Origin of the sequence: Streptomyces sp. NPDC000594 (genome assembly GCF_040299965.1) — a bacterium.
Lineage (GTDB): Bacteria > Actinomycetota > Actinomycetes > Streptomycetales > Streptomycetaceae > Streptomyces.
Map to the genome: position 1 here is coordinate 121,451 of NZ_JBEPCY010000017.1, position 19,084 is coordinate 140,534.

At 70.3% G+C, this 19,084-nt stretch carries 15 protein-coding genes; 10 read left to right on the top strand and 5 right to left on the bottom strand.

Features of this window, described 5'->3' with window-relative positions:
* The first annotated feature begins 91 nt into the window (after window positions 1-91).
* The gene (locus ABT354_RS23225) at window positions 92-2,587 is read left to right on the top strand and encodes a molybdopterin-containing oxidoreductase family protein (protein WP_502983481.1); all 2,496 of its coding nucleotides are present in this window, start codon (window positions 92-94) and stop codon (window positions 2,585-2,587) included.
* A 251-nt stretch (window positions 2,588-2,838) separates the two neighbouring features.
* The gene (locus ABT354_RS23230; protein WP_351496827.1) at window positions 2,839-3,534 is read left to right on the top strand and encodes a hypothetical protein; all 696 of its coding nucleotides are present in this window, start codon (window positions 2,839-2,841) and stop codon (window positions 3,532-3,534) included.
* Window positions 3,535-3,633: 99 nt separating this feature from the next.
* Here ABT354_RS23230 and ABT354_RS23235 read toward each other — a convergent pair whose 3' ends face one another.
* Window positions 3,634-4,830 (bottom strand): MFS transporter, encoded by a 1,197-nt coding sequence (locus ABT354_RS23235; RefSeq protein WP_351496829.1) that lies wholly within the window; start codon window positions 4,828-4,830, stop codon window positions 3,634-3,636.
* Between the two features lie 178 nt (window positions 4,831-5,008).
* Here ABT354_RS23235 and ABT354_RS23240 point away from each other — a divergent pair, with 178 nt between their 5' ends.
* Window positions 5,009-6,457, top strand: coding sequence for a hypothetical protein (locus ABT354_RS23240; RefSeq protein WP_351496831.1), 1,449 nt, complete (start codon window positions 5,009-5,011; stop codon window positions 6,455-6,457).
* An 8-nt stretch (window positions 6,458-6,465) separates the two neighbouring features.
* Here the strand turns inward: ABT354_RS23240 and ABT354_RS23245 are convergent, their stop codons facing one another.
* Window positions 6,466-7,146 (bottom strand): TetR/AcrR family transcriptional regulator, encoded by a 681-nt coding sequence (locus ABT354_RS23245; protein WP_351496832.1) that lies wholly within the window; start codon window positions 7,144-7,146, stop codon window positions 6,466-6,468.
* A gap of 144 nt (window positions 7,147-7,290) precedes the next feature.
* Here ABT354_RS23245 and ABT354_RS23250 point away from each other — a divergent pair, with 144 nt between their 5' ends.
* From ABT354_RS23250 to ABT354_RS23265, 4 genes are all read left to right on the top strand, one after another.
* On the top strand, window positions 7,291-8,217 hold the full coding sequence (locus ABT354_RS23250; protein ID WP_351496834.1) for an NADP-dependent oxidoreductase: 927 nt from the start codon (window positions 7,291-7,293) through the stop codon (window positions 8,215-8,217).
* A gap of 217 nt (window positions 8,218-8,434) precedes the next feature.
* On the top strand, window positions 8,435-9,346 hold the full coding sequence (locus ABT354_RS23255) for a polysaccharide deacetylase family protein (RefSeq protein WP_351496836.1): 912 nt from the start codon (window positions 8,435-8,437) through the stop codon (window positions 9,344-9,346).
* Window positions 9,347-11,217: 1,871 nt separating this feature from the next.
* Window positions 11,218-12,636: a DEAD/DEAH box helicase gene (locus ABT354_RS23260; protein ID WP_351496838.1), complete on the top strand. Its 1,419-nt coding sequence runs from the start codon at window positions 11,218-11,220 to the stop codon at window positions 12,634-12,636.
* Between the two features lie 81 nt (window positions 12,637-12,717).
* Window positions 12,718-13,056 (top strand): thioredoxin family protein, encoded by a 339-nt coding sequence (locus ABT354_RS23265; protein ID WP_351496840.1) that lies wholly within the window; start codon window positions 12,718-12,720, stop codon window positions 13,054-13,056.
* 593 nt (window positions 13,057-13,649) lie between these two features.
* Here ABT354_RS23265 and ABT354_RS23270 read toward each other — a convergent pair.
* Window positions 13,650-15,659 (bottom strand): prolyl oligopeptidase family serine peptidase, encoded by a 2,010-nt coding sequence (locus ABT354_RS23270; RefSeq protein ID WP_351496842.1) that lies wholly within the window; start codon window positions 15,657-15,659, stop codon window positions 13,650-13,652.
* A 139-nt stretch (window positions 15,660-15,798) separates the two neighbouring features.
* Complete coding sequence (locus tag ABT354_RS23275; RefSeq protein WP_351496844.1) at window positions 15,799-15,969, bottom strand: hypothetical protein; 171 nt, start codon at window positions 15,967-15,969, stop codon at window positions 15,799-15,801.
* A gap of 717 nt (window positions 15,970-16,686) precedes the next feature.
* Between ABT354_RS23275 and ABT354_RS23280 the strand changes: the two genes are divergently transcribed.
* Entirely contained in the window at window positions 16,687-17,208 is a 522-nt protein-coding gene (locus ABT354_RS23280) for an RICIN domain-containing protein (RefSeq protein ID WP_351496846.1), read from the top strand.
* Window positions 17,209-17,261: 53 nt separating this feature from the next.
* Here the strand turns inward: ABT354_RS23280 and ABT354_RS23285 are convergent, their stop codons facing one another.
* On the bottom strand, window positions 17,262-17,804 hold the full coding sequence (locus tag ABT354_RS23285; RefSeq protein ID WP_351496848.1) for a hypothetical protein: 543 nt from the start codon (window positions 17,802-17,804) through the stop codon (window positions 17,262-17,264).
* A 193-nt stretch (window positions 17,805-17,997) separates the two neighbouring features.
* Between ABT354_RS23285 and ABT354_RS23290 the strand changes: the two genes are divergently transcribed.
* A complete protein-coding gene (locus tag ABT354_RS23290; protein ID WP_351496850.1) occupies window positions 17,998-18,471 on the top strand; it encodes a hypothetical protein in 474 nt (157 codons plus the stop codon).
* Complete coding sequence (locus ABT354_RS23295) at window positions 18,434-19,081, top strand: hypothetical protein (protein WP_351496852.1); 648 nt, start codon at window positions 18,434-18,436, stop codon at window positions 19,079-19,081. Before ABT354_RS23290 ends, ABT354_RS23295 begins: the two co-directional genes overlap by 38 nt.
* Window positions 19,082-19,084: the final 3 nt, after the last annotated feature.

Consider the following 19,084-nt stretch of genomic DNA (forward strand, 5'->3'; position numbering starts at 1 on the left):
CGACGTGCACCTATCGCGGGGTCATCGCACCACGGGGCGCGGCTTGGCCCCGTCCATGACAGGGAGGTCGGTTGTGCCCACCGGCAAGGACATGTCCAGACGTCGCCTGATGCGGGGGGCGGCTGTGACGAGTGCGGCGATCCTCGTCGGTGAGGGAGAGGCGTCCGCGTCCCCCGTCTCACCAGGAGCCGGCACGGGTGGGCCGGGGGCGGCCGGAGGCGAGCTGAACTTCACGGAGGGCTCCGCCGCGCTGGAGGCCGATCGGACGGTGGTCACCGCCTGCCAGTTCTGCAACTCCAACTGCGGACTCCGGGTGGAGCTGCGGGCGGACCGGGTCATCAGTGTGAAGGGGGAGGACGCCGACCCCGTACAGCGGGGCAACATCTGTATGAAGGCCCCCATGATGGTCGACCTCGCCCACAGCCCGCTGCGGCTGACCTGTCCGCTGGTGAGGACCGCAGGAGAGAAGGGTTCGCCGGACTCGGTCTTCCGCGCGGTCTCCTGGGACGACGCGCTGGACCTCATCGCCGTGAGGCTCCTCGCCCTGCGGGACACGGGGCGGGCCGAAGCCGTCGCCAACCGGACCAGCGGACGCCTTCCGCGAGGCACCGGCTCCCTGGTCGCCCGGCTGTTCGCGCTGCTCGGGAGCCCCAACAACACCGATGTCGGACCGGTGTGCAACGACTCCGGAGGGCACGCCCTCAGGACGACCTTCGGACTGGGGAACTTCACCAATGGGTACGGGGTGGACGGAGCGACCGGCGAGGAGGACCTGGCCTCCGCCACGTACCTCCTGTTCCTCGGCACCAATCAGGCGGAGACCCATCCGGTCACCTTCGACTATCTGCTGCGGGGCCGGCACCGCACCGGGGCCAGGCTGGTCGTGGTCGACCCCCGGCGGACCCCGACCGGGGCGCTCGCCGACGAGTGGATCGCGCCCAAGCCGCACACCGATCTCGCCCTGGTCCTCGGCATGCTCCACCACATCGTCGCCGCCGGCCTCCACGACCGCGCCTTCGTCCGGCGCTGGGTGCTCGGGTTCGAGGAACTCCGACGACACCTGCGCCGCGAGGGGTACTCCCCGGAGTGGGCGGCGGGCGTCACCGGCGTACCCGCGCAGACCATCCGGCGGACGGCCGAGGAGTACGCCGGTGCCGACCGGGCCGCGATCTTCTGCAACGCGGGGATCTCCCACCAGCTCGGCGCCTTCGACACCTATCGCACGCTGGCCTTCCTCGCGGCGATCACGGGCAACATCGGCCGACTCGGCACGGGCTGCAACTTCATGCACAACACCTGGCCGGGCGATCTCCATCTGCCGCCGCTCACGGTGAAGGCGCCGGAACCGGCGGTGCGGGCACTGCCGGTGGGACCGGACCACTTCGCCGAGTCGATCCTGACCGGTGAACCGTACCGGCTCGAAGCGGTCATCACCCAGGGGAACCCCCTCATCTCCGCCGCCAACACCGGCCGGGTCAAGGAGGCCTTCCGACAGCTCGGCTTCTATGTCTACACCGGACTCTTCATGGAGGAGGCCGCCCACTACGCCGATGTCGTCCTCCCGGTCTGCGGCGGGCTGGAGTTCGACGGCGTCTACATGCGCCGCGACGACCGGGCGATCCGCTGGCAGGAGGCCGTTCTGCCACGTGTCGGGGAGTCCCGGCCGGACTGGGAGATCTGGATCGACCTCGCCCGCGCGCTGGCACGCAACGACACCAGGAACCCACCCGCGTACTGGAACGACGCCTTTCCGGAGGCATGGCGCGACTACACCAACCTGTGGGCGCAGTTCGTCCGGCACACCCCCGGCATGGGCGGCATGACGGAGCAGCGCCTGAGGAGCCGCACGGAACCGCTGCGCTGGCCCTGTCCGACGCCCCGCCACCCCGGCGTCAGCGCCCTCTACCGCGACCACCCCTCCTGGTACACGGCGGCCGAGTCCCTCGGGGCGGCGAAGGGACGGCGGTTCCTCACTCCCAGCGGAAAGATCGAGATCCACACCGAGCCGCTGGACCGGAGCCTCGCCGAGGCAGGACACGCCGCCCTGCCCGTCTTCTACACACACCCCGAGGTCACCGGCGGGCACCCGACACTCGCGTACGGGACGGGTTTTGTGACCAACCCGGTCAATCCCCAGGCCGTCACCCGGCCGGTGCGCCTCGGGGTCCCCGGTGACGGGACCGTCCACCGTGACTTCCCCCTCATGGGGATGACGGGCCGCCCCAGCGTCGTCCACTTCGCCTCCGTCACCCACTGGATCCCGAAGGGCGAACAGCTCAACGGCGTACGGCTGCTCCAGATCCACCCCCGGACCGCACGCGGCTACGGCATAGCGGACCGGGACCTGGTCGAGGTGGAGAGCCCGCGGGGCTCGGTCCGCGCCACCGCGCTGTACTGGCCGGGCATTCGCGAGGACACCGTCTTCCTCCCCAACACCTTCGGCCCGGCCCAGCTGGTCGGCGACGCGTTCGGCGGGCCCCGGTACGAAGCCGCCAACACGCTCGTGGACGACCGGTACCACGACAACCTCTCCGGCCAGCGGGCGTACAAGTGCTTCGCCTGCCGGGTACGGAAGGTTTCCCCCTGACGCTGCCGATTCATCGGGTCGATCGCGGATATCGGAGAGGACTTCGGAGAGGACTGAAGCGGGAGGTCCCTTTATCAACGGGACCTATCAGAGGCTGTGTTGACGGGAATCGTAGCCGCTCATACCTTGTGGCAGGACCAGTGCACCGCGAAATCGCCGCACCTCGGTCACTTCCCGCGGCACAAGGAGTCATCGGATCTCACCACCAAGGGTGTGGTTCCGACCATCACGACGGACCCAGGGAGATCGTCATGGATCTGGCTCGATCCGAGGCCGAGAGCGTCCTGACCGAGGTGGAGAACCTCGGGCTGATCAACGCGGCCGAGCGCGCCGAGGTGTTGTCCACGATGGACGCCGACTTCCCCTTCGCGGAAGCCGTGCGCCACACCGACTCGGTGCACGCCCACATCAAGGTGGACGACGTCGACACGCTCCCGCACCAGGAGCTGGCCGTGCTGGGATACCGGCCCGAGAACGCGGAGCCGGGCTACATCAAGTACTCCACCGACGCCGGCGTCCACTTCATCTTCTCCTCCATCCCCATCGCCCAGGACGACGGTATCCGCGGTGCCGTCACCCTGGCCAAGCCCTTCCTGGACCATGTCGGCGTCGACATGCGCGACGAGGCCCCCGCGACGCGCGAGGCGTTCGACGCCGTCGTGGGTCGGGCCGTCGAGCTGGGGTGGCGCGAGGTCACCCAGTCCGGACCGGTCCACTGCTGCCACACCCAGGTCCAGGAGAAGCACTGGACCTACCCGCCCGCCGACTGGCCGGGCCGCCGCAGGCCCATCGAGTTCGCCTTCGGTTCCCTGCGGATCTTCGACAAGGTCATGGGCTGCGATCTGCGCCCCATCGACCCGGCCCATGAACTCGCGCCCCCAGAGCCCGGATGCTGCGGCTCCGCCCAGCCGGGCGGCCCGGACGGCACCCCGGGGGAGGACTGCTAGGTCGTCTCTTTCCCCGAGCCCTCCGCCCCCGACTACCGGCCCCGGCTGCCGGCCCGCACGCTGAGGCGGGCCGGTCGCTCCCTGCCTCCGGCGGTCGATTCAGGGCCGTCGGAGGCAGTGGTTCCCGATGGTCAGGACCGCGAGGAAGGCGGTCGCCCCGCCTGCGACCATGACCGCAGACGGGGAGGCATGATCCACGACGGCCCCGCCCGCCAGCGCGCCCAGCGCGATCGTCGCCTGGAACGACGAGGTGAACAGCACCGAGGACGCCTCGGCCGCACCGGGGGCCGCTTGGGCGAACCAGGTCTGCGAGCACACGGGCACCGCGCCATAGGCGACGCCCCACACGACGAGCAGTGCCACCGCCACCGCGTCCCACCGGCCGAACGCCGCGAGCGCCAGGGTCGCCCCCGCGATCAGGGCCGCCGCCGTGGCGAAGGCGGCCCGGGGCGCACGGGTCACGGCCGAACCGGCGAGGAACGTGCCGACGACCCCGGCGGAGCCGTAGATCAGCAGACAGACCGTGATGAGGCCGGAGTCCATACGAGGCACCTGCTCCAGGAAGGGTGCGACATAGGTGTAGGCGCCGAAGTGCGCCAGCACGACCAGGAACGTCACCGCGAGTGCGTACCGGGTGCCGGTCCGGCGCAGCAGGTCGCCGAGGACCGACAGGTTCGCCGCCCGCTCCGGGGGCAGGGGCGGGACGACCGCGAGGAGCAGGGCGAAGACCCCGAGTGTCAGGAACGCCATGGTGAGGAACGCCGCCCGCCAGCCCGCCACGTCCCCGATGAACGTGCCGAGGGGCACACCCAGGACGGAACCGAGGGGTACCGCGGAGAAGATGACCGTGGTGGCCCGGCCCACCGACCGCATGGGCACCAGCCGCACGGCGAGGCCCGCGCCGATGGACCAGAAGCCGCCGATGCTGACGCCGACCAGCACGCGGGAGACCAGGACCAGCCAGTAGCCGGGTGCCATGGCGGCGAGGAAGTTGGCGAGGGCCAGCAGCAGGATGAACCCGGCCAGCGCCGGACGGCGGTCGGCCCGGCCGAGGGCAGCCGTGACGAGCGGGGCGGAGACGGCGGCGAGGACGCCGGGCAGGGCCATCATCAGCCCGGCGGTCCCCTCCGTGATGGCGAAGTCCGACCCGATGGTGGTGAGCAGCCCGATCGGCAGGATCTCGACCGTGACGATCAGGAAGATGCCGAGGGCAACCGCTACCACGGCCAGCCAGGAGAGCAACGGCGAGCGGGCCGGCGCCGGGGGCGGGGGAGCATGGCTGATCACGTCGGGCATCGGGTTTCCGTCCTGCTCGGGTCACGGGGAGTCCGTACCAGTGCAGCAGGGACGGGAACGGGTGTCCGGCAGCTTTTCGACGTCGACGTCGGTCGTTGACCAGAGCCGGATTCCGCAGGTGATCCGCAATGGAGTAGCCCCGGGTGCGGCCCCCGCGCCCGGGGCCGACGCTGGCCGCATGACCCCACACCCGCGCATCGTCGTCGAGCCGCCCGACGCCCGGGGCCTGCGCCAGGTCACCGTCGACGGCGAACCTGCGGGCGGCGCCTGGTCGGAACGCGATCTGCGCCGGGTCCTGCGCCACGCCGGGGTCCCGGACGATGTGGACCTGGCGGACCGGGCCACCGTGTACTGGCACAACGCCGACTCCTCGGTCTGGGAGCAGCGCCCCTGGCACAGACGCGCGACGATCACCGTCATGGCCGCCGGGCTGTTCGGCTCCATGGCCCTGCTGGTGGACGTCGGAAGCGTGGACGCCGTCAACGCGCTGACCTTCGCCGGACGACTCACCGGCCTTCTGTTCGTCCTCTTCGGCGCGCTCGCGGGCGTCGCTGCGGTGGCATCGTTCGACTACTGGGGCAAGCGGACCCTGCGTTCCTCGGGCGCGCTCGTCCTGGCGGGAACACTCATCACGCTCGTGAGCACCGGCCTGCTGTGCTTCCTCTGGCTCCAGGGGCTGGAGTACACCCCCCACCTCTTCGCCTTCGTCCCCCTCTGGCTCTGGTCGCTGTGGAGTGTGTGGATGCTCTGCCGGAGTCGCGCCTGGGAGAGCGTCCCCCATCCCAGGAGATTCACCGCCGGACTCACCACCACCGCCCTGCTGACCACGATCAATGTGACGTACTCCTCCGTCTATCAGCCCTATGCGACCCAGCCCGTCGCTCTGGTGGAGGCGAAATTCGGTACCCCCAGGCCCGATCCCAAGCTTGCCGCGATACATCTCCCGCTGACGATCCGTATCGAGAACACGGGGATGATCCCCCTTTATGCGATCGCCAGCCAGTACCAGGTAGAAGGCAGGAGGAGTGCTTTCGAACAGAGGGGAAGGAACGACACCAGGGGGGAATGGCAGAAAGACAGGAAGGAATCCAAGGACAGTGAGTTCTACGCCGGCTCCGCCACATTCCAACGAGTCGGTTCAGGCTCCATCATCAGCAACGGGTACTGGTTTGAGACGAAAGAGCGGTTCACCCAGGAGATCGTGATCCAGGTTCCCCGGGACGCCGACTTCAATGCGGTGACGGCCCAGGCGTGGGTCACCTTCCTGCGCAAGGATCGTGTGCGGATCGCCGATGAATTCAAGCTCCCCAGCTACTCATGGGAGAAGGGGGCGAAGAAAATATCCCTCCCCAAGGATGATCCCGGGCGCAAGCGTGTGAGCTACGTCGCCTACCAGGGGGAAATCTCGCACGGCAATAATTTCATCAATGTGACCCGGCGGGTGCGATACCTCACCTCATGGCGGGAGATCGACAAGAAAGGGGAAGAGAAATACGTGAGCACTATCTCTCCGGCGGGCTCTCCCGATGAACTCGCGGGTGAACTGGAGAGACGCGAGAGATACGGAATGATCACCGGCACCTCCCGGAGGTCTGCCATCTCCTTCGCCGCCCTGATGAATCCCTAGGCCGGCGGTCACCCCGTTCGATGCGGAGGCTTGTAGAGGTCGTCAAGACGGAGTGGCGCGGGCCGGGGCAGGGGTGTGCCGTCCGTCGGAAGACAGGACTGGAGGAAGTAGGCGAGCAGGCGGCGGGATGCGGCCATGGAGGCCGCCGGGGACCCTCGCACGACGCCGTCGTTGGCCAGGAGCAGGAGGGTGACGTCGCTCGGGTCGAAGTCCTTGCGCAGCTGTCCGGTGTCCTTCGCACGCTGTACCAGCCGGGCGAGGCCCTCCTCGGCGCGGGCACGCTCACGGTGGACGTCGGGCGCGTCGGGAAACTGTGAGAGGAACGCGGCGCTGAACCCGCGGTCCTGGGCCTGCATCGTGCACACCTTGATGAGGACGTTGCGAAGTCCGCGCCAGGGATCGTCGTCCTGAAGGGCTTCGTCGAGGGCTGCGACGCACTGGCCGAGTTGTTCGGAGAACGCGGCGGCGATCAGCGAGCCGCGTGTCGGGAAGTGCCGGTAGAGGGTGGCGGCACCCACGCCCGCTCTGCGGGCGATGGTGCTGGAGGATACGTCGGTGCCGTCGAGGGCGTACGCCTCGCGGGCGGCCTGGAGGAGCCGGGCGCGGTTGTGCCGGGCATCGGCCCTCCGCCCCGGGGCGGGGAGGCCGGAGGCGGAGGAGGGCGGGTTCCGAGGCAGTTGGGCTGGCATGTCTCCCACTTAATCACCGACGGAAGAGGTCGACCGTTCAGCGGGTTAGCGTGACCCGGTGCCCCGCGGTCAGTTCCCTGCCGCGGAGGTGAGCGGCTGCGAGTTCTCCCGCCGAACGACATGCCCTGTGTACGGAGGCTTTCCATGTTCGCTGTGCGATACCACCGCTATGGCGGTTCCGAGGTCCTTCGCGTGGAGGAGGTCGAAGAGCCGCACGCCGGGCCCGGTCAGATCCGCATCGCGGTGCGGGCCACCGGAGTCACCCCTGCCGACTGGTACCTGCGCTCGGGGATGCTGCGGTCCATCACCACCGTGGACTTCCCCCATATCCCCGGCATGGACGCTGCCGGAATCGTCGACGAGGTGGGAGAGGGGGTCACCGGCACCGCCGTGGGAGACGCGGTCTTCGGCCTCGTCCCCTTCCTCGACCAGGGAGGCGCAGCGGCCCAGTACGCCGTGCTGGAGGCGTGGGCGTCCAAGCCTCGGTCATGGTCCTTCGAGGAAGCGGGAGGCGCTGCGGGCAATATCGACTCAGCCACACGTGTGCTGGAAGCACTGGAAGCCGCCGAGGGCATGACCTTGTTGATCGATGGTGCCGCCGGAGGCGTCGGCACCATCGCCGCCCAACTCGCCCAGGCCCGCGGCCTCACCGTGATCGGCACCGCGAGCGAGGCCAACCACGGCTTCCTCGACCAGCTCGGCGTTGTACCGGTCACCTACGGGGCGGGGCTGGCCGACCGCCTCGCCCCACTGGCCCCGCTCGGTGTCGATGTGGCCCTGGACGCGGCCGGTAAGGGCTCTCTCGCCGAACTGGTCGCCATCGTGGGCGACCCGCACCGCGTCGTGACCATCGCGGACTTCGACGCCGACCGGCACGGAGTGCGGTACTCCCGCTCCGAAGCCGGAGAGTCGCCGGGCTGGGCAGGACTTCCGCTGGCGGCCGACCTCGCCGACCACGGCCGCCTCACCGTCCCGCTGCACGCCGTGTTCCCCCTGAAGGAAACCGCCACAGCCCATGACATCAGCGCCACCGGCCACGCACGCGGCAAGATCGTCATCACCGTGCCCTGACACGCGGACACCGCGACCAGCGGCCCGCGACACGGCGCCCACGCCGCCCACGGCTACGGTGCCCTTCGCCGGCGCGACCCGTGCCGGACCGGCCCCGTCGCCCACCAGATCGTTCCCCAGGAACGGTGAACTCCCCGACCACAGAGGCCGGGAGGACGTGTCGCTCTGCGGCGCAAATTGCCGTGCGGAGGTCCGGGCCAGGTCGCACACTGAGGGCATGGATGAAGTCAGCATTCCTGCGGCCGTCGTGTCTTCGGAGCAGTCGAGTGAGTTACTGGGGTATCCCCCTGGCGCTCGGCTGCTGATCGTCAACTGTGATGATTTCGGGATGTACCCGGCGATCAACGCCGCGGTGATTGAATCGATCGAAGAGGGCATCGCCACCTCGTGCAGCCTGATGGTCCCATGTCCTGGGGCGCCGCAGGCCATGGAACTGCTCAGCCGGCGGCCGCAGATCCCGTTCGGGATCCACCTCACCCTGGTATGCGAGATGCCCGACATCCCATGGGGGCCTCTGATCGCCAGAGAGCGAGTTCCCTCACTGCTGGACCCTGCGGGCGAGCTGTTCTCGCCGACACCGGTCGGCCGGGCTGCCCTGCTCGGCCAGGCTCGGCTCGATGAGATCGAACTTGAGTTCCGCGCCCAGATCGACGCCGTCGCCGACGCCGGGCTCACACCGACCCATCTGGACTTCCATTGCCTGGCTGATGGCGGCCGCGACGACATCCTCGACCTGACCGTGGTGCTGGCAGCGGAGTACGGCCTCGCGGTCCGCGTCTGGCTCGACCCCGGGCGCCAGGCGATGCGCAGACGCGGGCTGCCGGTCACCGACAACGACTTCCTGGACAGCTTCTCCCTCGATCTTGAGGGAAAGGCGGCCCGCTACGCGCAGATGCTGCGTGACCTGCCTGCCGGGCTCAACGAATGGGCGGTGCACCCCAGTCTGGGTGACAAGGAGTCGCAGGCCGTCGACGCTGGCTGGCGCGTGCGGCGGACGGACTACGAGTTCCTGACGTCGCCGCAGGCCCGTGAGGTTCTCCAGCGGGAGGACATAGCCGTGATCGACTACCGGACGATTCAGCAAGTCTGGTCCAAGAGCGTGAGCCGCTCGGCGAGCCGAGGTCGCTGAACCGGCCGCGCAAGACCGTGGAGAAGATGCTCCCGGCGACGGCACCACCCGGATGAAGGACCTGACGACCTCGGTGGTCGCCCTGCTCGTGAGCGAGGCGTGCAACATCGGCACCACCCCGGTCATCGACGCGGTTCAAGGACTGGGAAAACCAGCGGTTCCGGAAGGCGCAGAGCCCGACGCCGAGGCGTCGGGCGGTTACGGGCCCCTGGAGGCGCTGGCCCGTAACAAGGTGCACATGAAGAAGGCACCGGGGTCGGCCACCGCCGTCTCCGGGGGATCACCCAGTCCGGGAACGCTGGATGGCGCGCCCGGATCCACAGCCGGACCGCGTCCCCCGCCGTTCGTACCGGGCGGGGTGGCAGCGGCCCGCCTCCCGCCCCGTCCTCGGAGCCGGCGCCGTGGAGGCCGGCTACCTGCTGGGCCGGAACCCGGACACCACGGTCGAGACGGGCCGGGAGCTGCGGGAGACCCGCGACCAGGCCCTCGCCGTACTGGAGACCGGAGGGATCGGCGCGCCCGCAGGCCGCGTTCGTCGGTGGGGCCCTGTACGGGGTACTGACGCGGGAGCGGCGGGAGTGTGTCGAGCCTCTGCATCTGGCGCTCGCGGGCCCGCTCGGGTCGGCGAAGATGCCCGAGTCCCGCGCCGCTCATCGGCCTCGGATCGGGAAAGAAGAAGGTCTCTGTCGACCTGGACGCCGAATCCCCGCACATTCTCGTCAGCGTCTCCCCGGGCGGCGGCAAGTCGGTGACGCTGTGGGCGGTCGCCTGCCAGATGCTCCACCACGGCGCCCGCGTGTTCGTCCTCGACCACAAGCGGATCTCCCACCCCCGGGCCTGCGGCATCGAGAGAGTCACCCACTGCGCGATGTGGGGTTGCCCGGGAGCTATCGGCGTGCCGTACTCCCACGTTGCGCGTCCGGCGGGGCCGCTGCCCACGGACCAGGTGAGTTCGTAGATCGCCGGTTGCGCGCCGTACGCCCTTCACACGGAGCCCGGGACGGAACGGGCCGCCGGTGCGGAGGTCGTCGACGAACGCGGTAACCGTCCGGCGGAAGCGGTCGCGCTGGGCGGGGGGCGAGCCGGTTCAGGTCGGCGGTGAAGCGGGGGCAGGTCCCGTAGGTGGACACGGTGGTCTCCTCCGGGAAGCACGAAGCCCCCGGCGTTGCCTGGCCCGGCCGGTGTCCGCCCCGGCGGGCGTGATGGCGCCGCCGGCTCCCCGTGTGCGGGATCGGCGGTGAACGTTCACGGGCGGCTGCCGGAGGAGCTCGCCCGGCACGGGCTCGGCTGGTGGGCGGCGCAGGACACCCGCCCGGACAAGAAGACCACCCGCCGGCCAGGCGAGCGCCGGCCCGCCCGGCCGGAGCGAGCCCCACTCGCTCCAGGGAGTGGTTGAGCCGTGTGGTGGACCATGCGTGCGGGGCAGCGAGCCGCGAGAACGGTGCGTCGGTCCGCCTGACCAGCACCATCACCGTCCACAGCCGGCCAGAGCCGCGTACGGGATGCACCCGAGGGAGTATGATTTATGGCTGTCAGGCGACAAGGCGTACGCCGTCTCGTACGAGTCAGTCCCTTGCAATCGAACACCACGGTAACGCTCCGCGACGACTCCCCAAGATCTGTGTCAGAACCCGTAACTCACTGACAAAGCCAGGCTTCGGTGGTCCTGGACGGTGAGACATGCGCAGGGTGGCGCTGTGGCCGTCGCTGAGAGCCGCGCGAGAACGGTCCCGTCGCCGGCCGGGCGGCGGGACGGCTGACGTGAGTGCGGCGCTGGTAAGGTCGGGGCCACGCTCGCAGACAGCTGGGGCCCGTGCCGGACAAGGCACGGGCCCCAGCCCGTTCAGGGCACTGAAATGAGGAAGGACCCCATGAAAACGACGCAGCCGTCCTCCGGCCGCTCCGGACCAGGCAGGTCTGAGCAGGGGAGGGCCCCGCGGGGCGAGCTCTCGGTGCCGGCGACGTCGGCCCCCGGCCTTCCGTCGGCCGCGTCCTTCGCAGATCTGGAACTGCCGGCCGAGCTGATGAGGGTGCTGGCGGGGCTCGGGGTACGGGATCCGTTCCCGATCCAGGCGGCCATCCTGCCGAGCGCGCTGGCTGGCCGGGACGTCCTGGGCCGCGCACGCACCGGATCGGGGAAAACCCTTGCCTTCGGGCTGGCGCTCCTCGCCCGTACGGCGGGCCATCGCGCCGAACCGAAGCGCCCTCTCGCGCTGGTCCTGGTGCCGACGAGGGAACTCGCACAGCAGGTGAGCGAGGCGCTGGCCCCCTATGCGGAGGCGCTCGGACTACGGTCGGCGACCGTGGTCGGCGGGCTGGCGATCAACCGGCAGGCGGCGGCGCTCCGGGCGGGTGCCGAGGTCGTGGTGGCGACGCCGGGACGGCTGACCGATCTCGTCACCCGGCGGGACTGCCACCTGGACCGGGTGCGGATCGCGGTGCTGGACGAGGCGGACCAGATGTGCGACATGGGCTTCCTGCCGCAGGTCTCGCAGACCCTGGACCTGGTTCCCCCCGGCGGGCAGCGGATGCTGTTCTCCGCGACGCTCGACCGCAACGTCGATCAACTGGTCAAGCACTATCTGAGTGAGCCGGTGCTCGCCACGGTCGACCGGGCGGAGGGCTCGGTCGCGACGATGGAGCACCACGTGCTGAACGTCCATCCCACCGACAAGTACGCGACAGCCACCGAGATCGCGGCCCGGGACGGGCGGGTGCTGATGTTCCTGGAGACCAAGCACGCCGTGGACCAGTTCACCCGCCATCTGCGGAGCAGCGGCATCAAGGCGGGCGCTCTGCACAGCGGGAAGTCACAGCCGCAGCGCACGCACACGCTGGCCCAGTTCAAGGACGGCGCGATCACGGTGCTGGTGGCCACCAATGTCGCCGCCCGTGGCATCCACGTCGAGAACCTGGACCTCGTCGTCAACGTCGATCCGCCCTCCGAACCCAAGGACTACCTCCACCGTGGCGGGCGCACCGCGCGTGCCGGCGAGTCCGGCAGCGTGGTCACACTGGTCACGCCCGGCCAGCGCCGGGACGTGAACCGGATGATGTCGGAAGTCGGCATCCGGCCCACGGTCACCCAGGTTCGCTCCGGCGAGGAGAGGCTGACCACCATTACCGGCGCGAAGCGCCCGCCGGTGCAGGACAGGGCAAAGACCGGCAACGCGGCGTTCCGGGGGCTGGGCGCCCACGCGGGCCGCCCGCCGAAGGAATCCCGGAAGGCCGCGGAGGCGCGCATGATGGCGGAGGCCCGCAAGGCCGGGCGTGTGCGCAAGGGCCGCTGATGGGCGGTGCGCGCCGCCGCGGTCAGGACACACAAGGAGGCACCCACTGCCTCGCGTCGAGTGGAGCGTCAAGGAGTGCCCATGGCAGTCAGGGTCCATCAACCCCAGGAAGACGCCGAGTTTGAGTTCATCCTGGCGAGGGCGGACGTCCCGGTGCTCGCGTACTTCCACGGTGTGTGGCCCAAGGCCGTGGCAGCGTGCAAGGAAATGGAGCCCCTGGTGCGGGAGGTGGCCGACGCCTACCAGGGGCGGCTGATCGTCGTGCGGGCCGACATCGCCAGGTGCCCCGGCCCGGTACGGCGGTACGGCGTCACCGGCGCGCCCTCCTTCGTGCTGATCGATCGGGGCGAGGCGACCGCGGCCGCGAGCGGTCCGATGGCCGGGACCGCGCTCGGGGAGTTCCTGGACACCCACCTGTGAGCAGGCTGCCTACCGGCTGGCGAGACTGCGCCCCGCCGCACTGAGGTGTGCGAAGAGCTGGGCCTGGCCACCTGTTCCCCGTGAGATGACGCCGGGTTCACTGCCAGTGGTGGAAACAGCGGACAGCAGGTGCGGGAGGAGGAGCAGCACCGCGCCCTGGCCGTTCTCCTGGGCGGTTGGGGCGCGGCGGTCGGGGAGCATCGTCGTAGCCCTGGACGCGGTCCCGCAGGCTCAGACGGGCGCCGTGGGAGGGCGCAGGGCCGCGAGCGGGGAGCGGCGGCCGCAGCTGTCTGAGCGTGGGTGCTCGGGACCGGTCCGCCACCCCGTACCAGCGGGCCCGCCTGAACTCTCGGGCCCGGCACGGGCTGGGCCGGTGGGCGGCGCAGGACACCCGCCCGGACAAGGAGCCCCCACGCCCGCTCGCGATCAGCAGGTGTTCTTTGACCCTGGCCGTGAGGTGCGCGTGCCTGGACGATCTGAGCTGTGGGGGCTGGCGGGACGGCTCGGCGGTGTGGCCGGGAGCGCGGTGATCCGCTGCCTCGGACGATGGCGGCTGAGGCGGTGTTCCGCTCGGGTCGGTGCAGGTCACCCGGTCACAGCAGGCCGGGCTGCTGCCATGCGGCGCCGAGGACATGGTGGTCGAGGAAGTTGAGGAATGTCTCGTACCACAGGCGAGCGTGATTCGGCCTCAAAACCCAGTGGTTCTCGTCCGGGAAGTAGAGGTACTTCGCGGGGACTTCGTGCCGCTGCAGTTCCTGGAAGAGTGTGGCGCCTTGCCCGACGGGCACGCGGTAGTCCTTGGCGCCGTGGATGACCAGCATCGGGGTGCGGATCTTCGCAACGTCCAGGTGCGGCGAGTCCGCCTCGTACCGCTCGGGGCGGGTCAGCGGGTCGCCGAAGATCCGCTGGAAGTACCAGGGCACATCGGTGTCGCCCTGAAACATCCGCAGGTCCCACAGACCCGCATGGCTGATGATCGCCTTGAACCGGTCCGTGCTGGTGGCGACCCGGTTCGCCATGTATCCGCCGTACGAGCCGCCGGCGAGTGCTGTACGTGAGGCATCGATGTCGTCCCGGGCCTCGGTCGCGTCGGCCAGCGCGATCACATCCGTGTAGGGGCGCCCGCCCCACTGTCCCCAGCCGCGCCGGTGGTTGATCTGCCCGTAGCCCGTCGACAGGGCCGGATCCGGCAGCAGCACCGCATAGCCACGCGCGGCGAACGGCCACGGGTTCCACCGCCAGGTCCAGCCGTTCCAGCTGAACTGCGGTCCGCCGTGGACGGCGACGAGCAGCGGAGCGGGCTGCTCGGCGGACGCGCCCTCGGGCATGACGAGCCAGCCGCGCAGCACGAACCCGTCGTCCGCCTCCGCGTGCACCTCGGTGAGTGTGCCGGGCAGGTCCCCGACGCCCCCCGGGGCGGGCAGCCCGGGCGGAGTCTGGTCGACGGCGGCGGCGTCTATCCGGACGGGCGTCGGCGGCGTGTCGACCGCGTGGCGCAGGGCGTAGAGCGTCCGCCCGTCGGGGGCCACGGTCAGCGAGCCGTACGCACCCGAAGCGGTGAGGCGAGTGACGCCACCGTCCGGGTCGCGCCGGAAGACGGGCGCGTGCCCCTGCTCGTCGCACGTGAAGAAGAGCGTGTCGTCCACCGGTGAACAGACCACGCCACCAGGCCAGTTGTCGAACCCGGGCAGCAGGTCCCGCACCGTGCCGTCGGCCAGGTCGATCCGGACGAGAGTCTCTTCCGAGGGGTCGTTGTACGTCGGGTAGCGCATCCGGCGGCACACGACGGCCGAGCCGTCGTATGTGAACCGCGGCGCCTCGTAGAGGTGCTCCAGATCACCCACGACGTGGATCTCCTCACCGCTCACCGCGTCGGCCACCACCACGGCAGTGCGGTGCTCGTCCGGGACCCGCCCGGGCACGAACCGGCGGTACGCGACCCGTGTACCGTCCGGCGACAACGCCGTGTCCCCCGGGTTCTCCAGACCGATTCCCTGTCCACCGGCGACGACCGGTTCCGCGTCGGCACCGGCACGGACAAAGGTATGCGGCTCCGCCGGACCGAGGTCGTGGTCCCAGGCGCGGGTCGGCCCGGCCTCGTACAGGATCGCGGTGACCTTCGCGTCCTTCCGCGCCGCGCGCAGCTTGCCGTGCGCCTCGGCGTCGGCGGCGCCCGGCAGCAGCCCCGCGGTGTGGCACAGCGCGCCGGAGTCCCGGGCGACGGTGACCGCGGCGATCCCGCCCGGGTGCCGGGCCACGACGACGGCCTCCCCGCGCGGCGGCAGCGCCCACAGCGCGGCGCCCTCGTCCTCGTCGCCGTCCGCGGCGGCGCGCCCGGACAGGAAGTACAGGGTCCCGTCCGGACCGAACACCGGCGCCGACTCACCCTTGTCGGACCGGGTCAGCCGCAGCGCGTCGCGCTCCCCGGTCGGATCGATCTCCCACAGACCGGACACGAACCGCGTCCCGTCCCCGGACAGCGACTGCACGGCGGCGACAAGACGAGTGCCATCGACAGACAGAGCGAGAGAGTTGACGCGGGGGCAGGCGACGAAGGCGGACAGGTCACGGAAGGTGGACGGGCCACCGGAGGGCTCGATCATGTGGGCGATTGTCGCTCGCGCGCGACGCGACGGCCAGAGAGCCGGACGTAGACCTTCCGTCACCGGCATGAGCGGACGCGCGACCACTGACAATGAGCCTGCGTGATGTGGATCGCCGAGTAGTGTCTTTCACCTCGTTCTACGGTCCCGCCATGCGGCGTGCTCGTCGGGCGTCGGGCACGGCGGTGAGGTGGCCGGCCAGGAGCAGTGCGCCGAACTCTCCGATCAGCCGCGCCAGCCCCGGACTGTTAGCGTGGAACACCGCGAGCGCGGCCCGCTCCTCCTCGATGCTCCGGTACCGCCGGACCAACTCCACATAGTCGCCCGCCCGATCTGCTCCGGGTCGAGCCGGGTCTTCGGCGACGTCGATTTTCCATGAAGGTCTCCTTGCTGTTCGCGGGCCGGGACACCTGCTGCGCCCGGCCGGTCGAACTACGGTGCGGCTCCGGGCCGGTGGACAGCGGACGGCGTCGCCACGAGCCCGTTCATGACGCCGGTCACGGCCATTCCGGGCGGTCAAGGGGTCTTCCTCACGGTGGGTCAAGCCCATGCACAGTTCCGTGTACGGGCCGGACGACCACCGACCCGGCCCCGCCCACGAGCCGGACACCGCCACCAGTCGTCCGCCTGCCGGCGACGTGGACCAGGACCCGCGCCACGGTAGCCGACCCGCCCCCGGGGCCGCATTCCCGGGGGGAGATCCGGGACGACCCTGTCAGGCGGCCCGGCCGGAGGCGACGTGAACACCCTGGACAGCGACGTGAGGGACCGGATCGACATCGGCGCGAAGGCGGCGATCATTTCTGCCGCCAGCGTCGGTGAACCCGGCTATGGGACTGAACTCCCGGTCCGCGCCCAGGACCGATGGCTGTTCGCCGGTCCGGGGGAGGGGCCCTGCTTTCCCGCCGGGGCGGGTCGGGTGGCCGGATTGGCGTTCTGGGCGGCGGCGGGCGGGCTCCCTACCCTGTGGCGCAGATGTCCCGACCCCGGTCCCGTGACGGGACCGCGGACGAAGCAGGGGGAATACATGGCACAGTTCCGTGACCTCGACGAGACGCATCAGGCCCCGGACGGCGAGCTCTACATCGCCCTCGCGTCCCATCCCACGCTGGTGTGGGACATGCCGCGCGCGTCCATCGCCCCCGGCACCGCCCCCATCATCCACACCCGCAACAATGGCGCCCACCAGCGCTGGCGTCTCGAAGTCGACCACCACGGCACCAGGTACACCTTCTTCTACATCGTCAACGTCCACAGCGGCTTGGCCCTGACCGTGCAGCCGGACCGCACGATCACTCAGCAGCCGAAGGCGGCATACGACCAGGGAGGCCGCCGGCAGATGTGGGCCATGGGTTACCCCGGCTTCGCCGGCAGCACCTTCGACCCGGCCAAACCCGACCAGCCACACCCCACCGGCTCCCGGGGCACCCGCCTGCGCATCCTCGAACACGAACCCGTCGACGCGACTCCCTCCTCCGGCACCCTGATCACTCTCCTCAACACGTGGGCGGTCTTCGAAACCGGCTGGACCTTCACCGCCGCGCCCTGAACCGCACGCCTTCTCCCATCCGGTCCGGGCCCTGAACCGCTCGCACGGGCGCCCTACGGGGTGCTGAGTTCGTCGACAATGGCCCGCAGGACGCCGTCCCCGGCCTGCGCGGTTGTAGTGTGCGCGGGGACCGCGATGCCGACCACCAGGTGCTGCGGGGTACCGGTCCCGGCGAGGAGTGCAGGGGCGGGCTCTGTGGTCACGATCCGCAGCATGTCGTGGTCGGGTGAGCCTTCGATCCGGTAGCCGTCGGGGAGGCGGGACAGCCAGGCGTGGTCGACCGCGACCGGCTGGCCGTGGACCGCGCCGATCCGCACACCGCCCGTGGACCAGTCCGACCACCTCACCGGGCTCCACCCGGGGCCCGGAGCCGGGAGGACGCCGGTGAGGTCGGGGTGATCGTCACCGAGATGCACCGGGAAGGTGTGCTTGCGGATCCGCCACCGCCCGTCCTTGTGCACCACGTCCGGGTCGAGACCGTCGATCAGCCGCATGTCCAGAGCAACGCGGCCGTCGGTGATCCGGTCGCCGTGGACCCACACCACGTCCTTGTCGACCACCCAGTCACACAGCCGCTCCCTCGCCACCGACCCCATAGGTACTCCCTGCTCAGCCCAACGATTCACCTCACCGTAGCCGCCGCCTTCCCGCCCGCTCCGGCCGGATTTTTTATCCATAGTTGCTCCGGGATTCGACGAAAACTATGCACAGCTTCCCTGTTTTACGGTCGTGTCCGCTTCTGGGTGTTGAGTGCCCGGGACCGGTACGACGCGTGGAAGGGCACGGGCTGTGGGGCAGACGAAGTTCGACAGGGAGCTGGAGGAGACGGCGGAGTCCGTCGCGGTGGGCATCGGCCGGGTACTGGCCGGGCGGGATACGGACGGGGTGCGCCGCACCGACGCCACCCTCTGGCGCCCAGGCACTCGGGTCCTGCCAAAGGCCGAAGCACCGGTACGCCACTCCGCCTACCGGCCCGGCTGGCAGCGGCTCGCCTTACGTCTCGTCCTCGGAGCCGGTGCCGTGGAGGCTGGCTACCTGCTGGGCCGGAACCCGGACACCACGGTCGAGACCGTCCGGGAGCTGTGGGCGGACCAGGACCAGATCCTCGCCATGCTGGAGGCCGGCGGGATCGGCGCCGCCTCCACGGCGGTGGTCGGCGGCGCGGTGTACGGGCTGGCGACCCGTGGACGCCGGGAGTTCCTGCGCGAGTGGGTGATCCCCTTACATGAGGGCTCGCCGTGCCGCTGGGTATGTCGGAGCTGACCGACCCGCGTCGCTCATCGGCCTCGGATCGGGCCGGAAGAAGGTCTCCGCCGACCTGGACGCCGACTCCCCGCACGTCCTCATCTCCGCAGGCATCGGCGGCGGAAAGTCGACCATCCTGCGCACCGCTTGCTGCCAGTTCGTCCACCACGGAGCCGAGGCGTTCGTCCTGGACTTCAAGTGGATCTCCCATACCTGGGCGCGCGGTGTACCCGGCGTCACCTACTGCCGGGACATCGCTGTGATCCACGACGCTTTGATCGGGCTCGCCCGGGAAGGCCGGCGCCGCCTCGACCTCGCTGAGCAGCTGGCCGACGACGTCCTGGAGCGCGAACCGTGGCGAGTCGGCCCCCGGCTGGTGATCCTCCTCGAGGAGGTCAACGCCACCATGGCCCAGCTCAAGCGCCACTGGGCCAGGATTCGCGAGTCCGGCGACCCGAAGACCAGCCCCGCCGTCGACGCGCTCGCCGAGATCCTGTTCATGGGCAGCCAGGTCCGCCTCCACGTCCTCCTCGTCGCCCAGTCCGCCACCGCCCGCGCCATCGGCGGCCCCGAAATGCACGAGAACTTCGCCACCCGCATCCTCGTCCGCTACACCCTCAACGCCTGACGC